At 69.6% G+C, this 8,313-nt stretch carries 8 protein-coding genes; 3 read left to right on the top strand and 5 right to left on the bottom strand.

Annotation, left to right across the window (positions count from 1 at the left end; translation table 11 throughout):
• Nucleotides 1–167: 167 nt before the first annotated feature.
• Nucleotides 168–1,196 (bottom strand): N-acetyl-gamma-glutamyl-phosphate reductase, encoded by a 1,029-nt coding sequence (gene argC, locus IT40_RS01775; RefSeq protein ID WP_036749714.1) that lies wholly within the window; start codon nucleotides 1,194–1,196, stop codon nucleotides 168–170.
• A 666-nt stretch (nucleotides 1,197–1,862) separates the two neighbouring features.
• Between argC and panB the strand changes: the two genes are divergently transcribed.
• Both panB and panC read left to right on the top strand, forming a co-directional pair.
• Entirely contained in the window at nucleotides 1,863–2,693 is an 831-nt protein-coding gene (panB, locus tag IT40_RS01770) for a 3-methyl-2-oxobutanoate hydroxymethyltransferase (protein WP_036749711.1), read from the top strand.
• A complete protein-coding gene (panC, locus tag IT40_RS01765; RefSeq protein ID WP_036749709.1) occupies nucleotides 2,690–3,538 on the top strand; it encodes a pantoate--beta-alanine ligase in 849 nt (282 codons plus the stop codon). Before panB ends, panC begins: the two co-directional genes overlap by 4 nt.
• A 42-nt stretch (nucleotides 3,539–3,580) precedes the next feature.
• On the opposite strand, the gene IT40_RS01760 is transcribed toward panC, so the two are convergent.
• From IT40_RS01760 to IT40_RS01750, 3 genes are read right to left on the bottom strand one after another with little or no spacing between them, the layout of a single operon-like run.
• On the bottom strand, nucleotides 3,581–4,963 hold the full coding sequence (locus IT40_RS01760; protein WP_036749706.1) for a sensor histidine kinase: 1,383 nt from the start codon (nucleotides 4,961–4,963) through the stop codon (nucleotides 3,581–3,583).
• Nucleotides 4,960–5,649, bottom strand: a complete 690-nt coding sequence (locus IT40_RS01755) for a response regulator transcription factor (RefSeq protein WP_036749703.1) — start codon at nucleotides 5,647–5,649, stop codon at nucleotides 4,960–4,962. The genes IT40_RS01760 and IT40_RS01755 overlap by 4 nt, the downstream gene beginning before the upstream one ends.
• Nucleotides 5,649–5,963: a PepSY domain-containing protein gene (locus IT40_RS01750; RefSeq protein ID WP_036749700.1), complete on the bottom strand. Its 315-nt coding sequence runs from the start codon at nucleotides 5,961–5,963 to the stop codon at nucleotides 5,649–5,651. The genes IT40_RS01755 and IT40_RS01750 overlap by 1 nt, the downstream gene beginning before the upstream one ends.
• A gap of 238 nt (nucleotides 5,964–6,201) precedes the next feature.
• Here IT40_RS01750 and IT40_RS01745 point away from each other — a divergent pair, with 238 nt between their 5' ends.
• Nucleotides 6,202–6,918 carry a calcium-binding protein gene (locus tag IT40_RS01745; RefSeq protein ID WP_084196777.1) on the top strand — a complete coding sequence of 239 codons (717 nt, stop codon included), beginning with the start codon at nucleotides 6,202–6,204 and terminating at the stop codon, nucleotides 6,916–6,918.
• 156 nt (nucleotides 6,919–7,074) lie between these two features.
• On the opposite strand, the gene hppD is transcribed toward IT40_RS01745, so the two are convergent.
• Nucleotides 7,075–8,187: a 4-hydroxyphenylpyruvate dioxygenase gene (gene hppD / locus IT40_RS01740; protein WP_036749698.1), complete on the bottom strand. Its 1,113-nt coding sequence runs from the start codon at nucleotides 8,185–8,187 to the stop codon at nucleotides 7,075–7,077.
• Nucleotides 8,188–8,313 lie beyond the last annotated feature (126 nt).

Here is an 8,313-nt window from a genome sequence, read left to right as displayed (position 1 = left end):
GCCCGTGGCGGCGCGTTCGGTGGGATTGTCGCCGCAGCCGGCCAGCGCAAGCAGCATGGCGGAAACGGCGGTCGCAATCAGGCTACGCATCTTGCTTTCCTCCTTCAGGGCGGCGAAACGCCGCCCCTATCCCAGACAAGACGCGCAACCTCGCCTTGCGGTTCCGGTCAGGGGAAGATCGGCGCCAGCATCAGCCCTTCGGTTTCCGGCAGGCCCAGCATCAGGTTGGCGTTCTGCACCGCCTGCCCCGAGGAGCCCTTGCACAGGTTGTCCAGCGTCGAGACGACCAGCGTCCGCCCCGAGATCCGGTCGCCCGTCACCCCGATATGGCAGAAGTTCGAGCCCTGCACATGCGCCATCGCCGGCAGTTGCCCATAGGGCAGCACGACGATGAAGGGCTCGTCGGCATAGGCCTCGGCCAGCGCGGCATGGACCGCCTGCGGCTCGCCCTTGAGATAGCAGGAGGCCAGGATGCCGCGGTTCACCGGCACCAGGTGCGGGGTGAACTGAATGCGCACCGGACGACCGGCCAGGGCCGAGAACTCCTGGTCGAACTCGCCCAGGTGACGATGCTTGCCGCCCTGGGAATAGCCCGCCACATCCTCGGAGCGTTCGGCGAAGAGCATGTTTTCCTTGAGCGAGCGGCCCGCCCCGGAAATCCCGTTCTTGAGGTCGCAGATGATGTCGTCGAGGTCGATCAGCCCCGAGCCGATCAGCGGCCGCAGCGCGAATTGCACGGTGGCGGCGTTGCAGCCGGTGCCGGCGACCAGCCGCGCGTCGCGGATCTGGTCGCGATAGAACTCGGTCAGCCCATAGACCGCCTCGGGCTGGATCTCGGGCGCGGCATGGTCGAGCCCATACCATTTCTTGTAATCCGCCGGGTCGCGCAGCCGGAAATCGGCGCCCAGGTCGACGATCTTCACGTTCTGCGGCAATGCTGCGACCAGCGGCTGGCTGAGGCCATGTGGCAGCGCGCAGAACACCAGGTCGATGGCCGAGAAGTCGATCTCTTCCATCCTGACCAGCGCCGGCAGCTTGAGGTGGCGCAGGTGCGGGAAGACCTCGTCATAGCCCTGCCCTGCCTTGCGGTCGGCAGACAGCGCGGCGACCTCGATCCGGGGATGGGTGGCGAGGATGCGGACGAGTTCGGCACCCGTATAGCCCGAGGCCCCAAGGATGGCAGCGTTCAGCGTCATGTCTCGATCCCGAGGAAACGGCCGCATTCGGCGCGGCGCTGGTTGGTCAGGCCCCGCAGGGAGCCAAGTCCGGCACTAGGCCCCGGCCCCCGGCATGTCAAGCCGCAGGCCGGGGCGGATCGGGCCGGCCGGGCCCATGCGGGCGGGCCTTGCCGAGGGTGGCGCGGCCGCATGAGTATTTGGGGAACGAAGAAGCCGAGGCGCGCGCGGGGGTGGAGGGTGTCGGTGCATTTCATGCTCGAGCGCGACGGGAAGCCCGCGCGCGCGGCAGCGCTCTGGGCGGCGCTTACGACGGCGGGCCTTCGGGAAGCCCGCGCGCGCGGGGGAGGCAGGCATCGTGTGCGCGCGGAATGTGCGGTCTAGCGGAGAAGCCCGCGCGCGCGGGGGCGGCAGCCGCCCGGCATTAGTCAGGCAGGGCCTGGAAGGCGCCGGACGCGCGCAGGGGGCGGCCACGGCCTTGTCGGCCGCGGGGCGGCCCTTGGGGCGGGGTGAATTTCAACATGTTGTATTTGCTTTTGAAATTCCAGGGGCGGTCTGTCGCCGCCACCGGCCGGCTTCTTTTCCTGCGCGGGAATGCTGCATCTGCATCATTTTATTGCGAGACATGGCGGCGCGAATCCAATATTCGGGCAGCGGCCGCCAAGGCCCTGGACAAGGGAGAGAGAGATGAGCGCGACCCCCGATCGCAAGAGCCAGCTTGGCCCCGGAGACATCCGCGCCCGCAAGGGCGGCGAGCCGGTGGTCTGCCTGACCGCCTATACCACGCCGATGGCCCGGCTGGTCGATGCGCATTGCGACATCGCCCTGGTCGGCGACAGCCTGGGCATGGTGCTGCACGGCCTGCCCTCGACCATCGGCGTCAGCATGGAGATGATGATCCTGCACGGCAAGGCGGTGGCGCGGGGTTGCGCGCGCGCCTGCCTGGTGGTGGACATGCCCTTCGGCAGCTATGAGGAAGGGCCCGAGCAGGCCTTCCGCAACGCCGCGCGGCTGATGGCCGAGACCGGCTGCCAGGCGGTCAAGCTGGAAGGCGGGCGCCACATGGCCGAGACGGTGGCCTTCCTGGTCGCGCGCGGCATCCCGGTGATGGGCCATGTCGGGCTGACGCCGCAATCGGTCAATGTGCTGGGCGGCTACAAGGTGCAGGGCCGCGGCCGGGACGAGGCCGACCGCATCGCCCTGGATGCCGCGGCGCTGACGGACGCCGGCGCCTTTGCCGTGGTGCTGGAAAAGCTGCCCGCGGCGCTGGGGGCGCGCATCACGCAAGAAATCGCCGTGCCCACCATCGGCATCGGCGCGGGCCTGGATTGCGACGGGCAGGTGCTGGTGGTCGACGACATGCTGGGGCTGTTTTCCGATTTCCGGCCGAAATTCGTCAAGCGCTATGCCGAGCTGGGTCAGGATGCCGATGCCGCCATCGCGGCCTATGCCGCCGAGGTTCGCGCCCGCCGCTTTCCCGGCCCCGAACATGGCTTTGCCGAGGGCAAGCCCGCATGAGCGCGCCCATCGTCCGGCCGCTGGCCGAATTGCGCGCGCTGGTGCGCGGCTGGAAATCCCGCGGCGAAAGCATCGGCGTGGTGCCGACCATGGGCGCGCTGCACGAGGGGCACCTGAGCCTGGTCCGCGCCGCCAAGGCCAGTTGCGACCGGGTGATCGTGACCCTGTTCGTCAACCCGCGCCAGTTCAACAATGCCGAGGATTTCGCCCGCTATCCCCGCACCGAACATGCCGATGCCGAGCTGCTGGGCCCCCTGGGGGTGGATGCGCTTTTCGTGCCCGATGGCGACGAGGTCTATCCGCCGGACCATGCAACGGTGATCTCGGTCTCGGGGGTGACGGCGCCGCTGGAAGGGGCGCATCGTCCGGGCCATTTCGACGGCGTGGCCACGGTGGTGACGCTTCTGCTCAACATGACCCAGGCCGACCGGGCGTTTTTCGGGGAAAAGGACTGGCAGCAGCTGCAGCTGGTGCGCCGGCTGGTGCAGGACCTGAAACTGCCGGTCGAGATCGTGCCCTGCCCCTGCGTGCGGGCCGGGGACGGGCTGGCGTTGTCCTCGCGCAACCAGCGCCTGACGGCCGAGGGCCGGGCGCGTGCCGCGACCCTGCCGCAGGCGCTGTTCGAGGCGGTCGCCCGGATCGAGGCCGGCGAGCCTGCGGAGGCCACGCTGGCCGCGGCGCAGGCCGGGCTGGAGGCGGCGGGTTTCGCGCCCGTGGAATATCTGGCGCTGCGCGACGGCGAGACCCTGGGCGAACCGCAGCCGGGCCGGCCGGCGCGGCTGCTGGTCGCGGCCTGGCTCGACGGGGTGCGGCTGATCGACAACCTGGCGGTCACGCTGCCCTGAACGCATCCACCCGGCAAGATCAGCGCCGCGGGCGCGCTTGCCTCATGGGGATTTGGGAAACGGTGAAGGTGCCGCGCCCTGGAAAGCGGGCGGCGCTGCCTCGAGATGCAATTCGGCCAGGAAGCCGGGATGGGCGTTGCGCAGCCGCAATTCCCCCTGCGCGGCATCGACGATGTCGGCGACCACGGCCAGGCCGATACCCTGCCCCTCGCCGCTGGGATCGAGGCTGAGGCCGCGCTGGGTAAGCCGCTCCAGCTCGGCCTCGGGAACGCCGGGACCGTCGTCCTGGATGGCGATGAGGATGCGGCCGTCCTTGCGGCGGGCCGAGATGCGAACCGTGCCCCGCGCATGGCGCATGGCGTTTTCCAGCAGCGCGCCGAGGGCCTCGGTCAGTTCGTCGGGACCGATGCGGGCCGCGAGGCCGGGGGGCGCCGAAAGCCGCCAGTCGATGCCGGCGCCCAGCGGCGTGCGACGCAGCACGCCGATCAGCCGGGTGGTGATCCGGCCGGGCTCGGCGCTTTGCGCATCGCGGCCGGATTGCAGGCGGGCGCGGGCCAGTTCGCGATCGACATGGCGGCGCATCTGCTGGGCGACGGCTTCGATATTGCGGGCGATCTCGACCTCGCCCCTGGCTTCAAGCTCAGCGGCATCGCCCAGCAGCGCCTGGAGCGGGGTCTTGAGCCCATGCGCCAGGTTGGCCGCGCGATGGCGGGCCCGGCCGAGTTCCCGGTCGCGCGCGTCCAGCAGCTCGTCGATCTGGGTGGCCAGCGGGATCACCTCGGTCGGCAGATCCTGGCCGATGCGCGGCCTGCCGCCCGAGACCAGCGCCGCCACCCTGGCGCCGACCTGGCGCAGCGGACGCAGGCCGACGGTGATCTGCACCCAGCTGGCCAGCAGCAGCATGGCGCCCAGCAGGCCGAGATAGGGCAAGAGATCGCCCAGGAAGCCGCGCCGCGCCAGAGCCAGCTCGTCGCGGTCCGAGGCCAGGATGATGCGCAGCGGCACCGCTTCCCGGCCGGCCACCAGGCTTTGCTCGACCGCCAGCAGCGGCTCGCCGCGCGGGCCTGGGAGCGTGCGCACCGCGGTTTCGCCCGGCGCCGGCGCCGGCTGGTCGCTGGGCAGGGTGTAGTCCCAGAGCGAGCGCGACCGGCGCAGCTCGCTGCCCAGCATCACCTGCCAGTAATGGCCAGAAAAGGGCTGGTCATAAAGCGGGTCGTCGGGGGGCGCGCGCAGGCGGGCGCCGGTCTCGGCCTCGGGCTGCACCATGGCGGCCAGCGCCAGGGCGCGGGCCTGCAGATCGGCCACGGCGACGCGCTCGACATGGCGTTCGAACAGCACCGCCAGCCCCATGCCCGACAGCGCCAGCGCCAGCGCGATGGCCAGCCCCCCGGCCAGCACCAGCCGCCAGCGGATCGAGCGGATCACGCCCCGACCTGGGCCGGGCCGGCCGGGGGGCCGGCCTCCAGGTGATAGCCGAAGCCGCGGCGGGTGCCGATCACCCCCGGCCCCAGCTTGCGGCGCAGGCGGGTGACGATGGCCTCGACGGCGTTCAGCTCGCGCGAATCGTCGTCGCCATAAAGATGCTCCAGCAATTCTGTCGGCGCCACGATGCGGTCGCGGTTCAGCGCCAGATAGGCGACCAGGCGGAACTCCAGCGGCGTGAGCGGCATCGGGATGCCATCGATGGCGGCGGTCATGCGATTGAGATCCACGGTCAGCCGCCCGACCTGCTGCGTCGCATTGCCGCGCCCGCCGGCACGGCGTACCAGCGCGCGGGCGCGGGCGATCAGTTCCTCCATGCGAAAGGGCTTGGGCAGGTAGTCGTCGGCGCCGGCGTCGATGCCCTCGACCCGCTCGGTCCAGGCGCCGCGCGCGGTCAGGATCAGCACCGGGCTTTCGCAGCCCTCGGCGCGCCAGCGCTTCAGCACGGTCAGCCCGTCCAGCCGCGGCAGGTTCAGGTCCAGCACGATCAGGTCGTATTGCTCGGTGCCGCCGCGGAACCAGGCGGTCTCGCCGTCGCCGACCGTCTCGACCAGAAAGCCCGCCGCCTTCAGCGCCCGTTCCAGATCGGCGGCGATCCGGGGCTCATCCTCGACGATCAGGGCGCGCATCAGTCCTCGTCATCCTCGTCCAGGGCCAGGATCCGTCCCGAGGCCGCGTCGATCTCGACCTCGATCAGGCGGCCGTCCGGGGTCGCCAGCTCGACCTCATAGATCATCATGCCGTCCTCCTCGTCCAGGTCCACCTCGATCACCCGTCCGGGCTGGGATTCGTGCAGCCGCGCCAGCACCTCGGCAAGGGGCAGGATCCGGCCGCGTTCGACGGCCTCGCGCGCCTGTTCGAAATCCGGCTCGGCAATGGCCTGACCCGCGGCGAGCAACGGCGGCAGCAGCGACAGAAGGACAAGAAGGGCAAGCAGTCTCATGCCGCCCCTATTAGCGTCCGGGAACTGACAGGCGGCTGACAAAATCGGCGCGGGCCCTGCCGCCGTGCGCGGCGTGCCGAAACGGCAACAGCCCGGCCCGGCGGCTTTCCGCCCAGGCGGGGGTTTTCTGACAACAGCCTGACAGGCGGGATCAGAGGGCTGTCAGCAAGCCTGTGGCATTGCGGGCGCGTTATCCCGCGGACGGGCAACCGCCGCCTTACCATGAAAGGACCAAGAGATGCTGCGCAAGAACGGGACGAGCTTCGCCGAAACGCTGAACGGCACGCCATTCGGAGACTGGCTGTCGGGAATGGGCGGCCATGACCGGCTGTTCGGCTTTGGCGGCAACGACAAGCTGCACGGCGGCGACGGCAACGACACGCTGAACGGCGGCGAGGGCCATGACGAGCTGGAGGGCGGCAATGGCAATGACGTCCTGCACGGCGGCAACGGCAACGACGAGTTGGAGGGCGGCAACGGCAACGACGTCCTGCATGGCGGCAGCGGCAACGACGAACTGGAAGGCGGCGCCGGTGCCGATACGCTTTATGCCGGCTCAGGCCATGACGAGGTCGAGGGCGGGGCCGGCAACGACCTGCTGTTCGGCGGGCTGGGCAATGACGAGTTGGACGGCGGTTCGGGCAACGACCGGCTGGACGGCGGCGAGGGCCGCGACCGGCTGGAGGGCGGGCGCGGCAACGACATCCTGACCGGCGGCACCGGCGCCGATGTCTTCGAGTTCGAGCGCGGCGACGGCCGCGACACCATCACCGATTTCCAGAACGGCATGGACCGGCTCGACTTCGACGATTTCAGCCGGGCGCAGGTGCAGGCGGTCATCAGCAACGCCCAGCAGGTCGGCGACGACCTGGTGCTGCGGCTGTCCGCCGATACCATCGTCACCATCCAGGACATGCAGAAGGCGCAGCTCGACCTGGGCGACTTCACCTTCTGATCGGCCAGCCCCTTCCGGTCGGCCAGCACTTCCCGATCGGCCGGGGCGCAACCCGGCAGGACGCCGCCGCATCCGCTTGCGGCGGCGTCCTGGTCCCGCACCAGCAATGTGCGGCGCCGGCGACAACCCTGCCATGCAGGGCGGCGCGCCGGCCCGTCACTCGGCCGCGTCGATCTTCAGTACGCCGCGCCGGATCTGATCCTCTTCGATCGATTCGAACAGGGCGCGGAAATTGCCCTCGCCGAAGCCGTCATCGCCCTTGCGCTGGATGAACTCGAAGAAGATCGGCCCGATCACGGTTCTCGAGAAGACCTGCAGCAGCACCCGCGTCATGCCGCCGCCGACGACGCCTTCGCCGTCGATCAGGATGCCGTGCCGCTTCATGCGCTCGACCGGCTCCCGGTGGCCCTTCACCCGGTTGTGCGACATTTCGTAATAGGTGTCGGGCGGGCCGGGCATGAACTTCATCCCGGCCTCGGCGATGCGGTCGGTGGCGGCATAGATGTCCTCGGTGGCGATGGCGATGTGCTGGATGCCCTCGCCCTTGTAGGCGCGCAGGTATTCCTCGATCTGGCTGTGATCGTCGGTCGATTCGTTGATCGGGATGCGGATCTTGCCGTCGGGCGAGGTCAGCGCCCGGCTGACCAGCCCGGTCTGCTTGCCCTTGATGTCGAAGAACCGGATTTCGCGGAAATTGAACGTGTCGTGATAGAACTTGTACCAGCTGTCCATGTTCCCGCGCACCACGTTATGCGTCAGGTGGTCGAGGTAGTAGAAGCCGAAGCCCTCGGGGCGCGGATCTGGCTCGGCCAGCCAGTCGTATTCGGCGGCATAGGCGCTGCCGGCATCGCCGTAGCGGTCGATGAAATACAGCAGCGAGCCGCCGATGCCATGGACCGCCGGCGCGTCGATGGATTTGCCGCCACCGGCATATTCCCTGGCGCCCAGCTCCAGCGCGCGCCGCAGCGCGTGCTGCGCATCGACCACGCGCCAGGCCATGGCCGGGGCGCAGGGGCCGTGCTGGCGCACGAAGCCCGCGGCATGGCTGTCGGGCTCGGCGTTCAGCAGGTAGTTGATGTCGCCCTGGCGATACAGCGTGATGTCCTTGCGCCTGTGCCGCGCCACCGGGACGAAGCCCATCTGGCGAAAGATGCGGTCCAGGGTCTCGGGCTGCGGATGGGCGAATTCGACGAACTCGAACCCGTCGGTGCCGGCGGGGTTTTCGGCGCTGATGGTGGCTTTCGGGGCGTCATGCGGGAACGGTCCCATGGCGTCTCCTCCTCTGTTCGCGTGTCCTGAAACCATGATCGCGCGAATGCGATGCAAGCCGGGCGCAAACTGTGCCATGATCGGGACGCAAAGGCATGAAACGCGCATGATGGGGCGGATCGATGC

The organism is Paracoccus versutus (genome assembly GCF_000763885.1).
GTDB lineage: Bacteria > Pseudomonadota > Alphaproteobacteria > Rhodobacterales > Rhodobacteraceae > Paracoccus > Paracoccus versutus.
The sequence above is the reverse complement of the archived record's forward strand: the minus strand, read 5'-3'. Positions and strand labels throughout refer to the sequence as shown.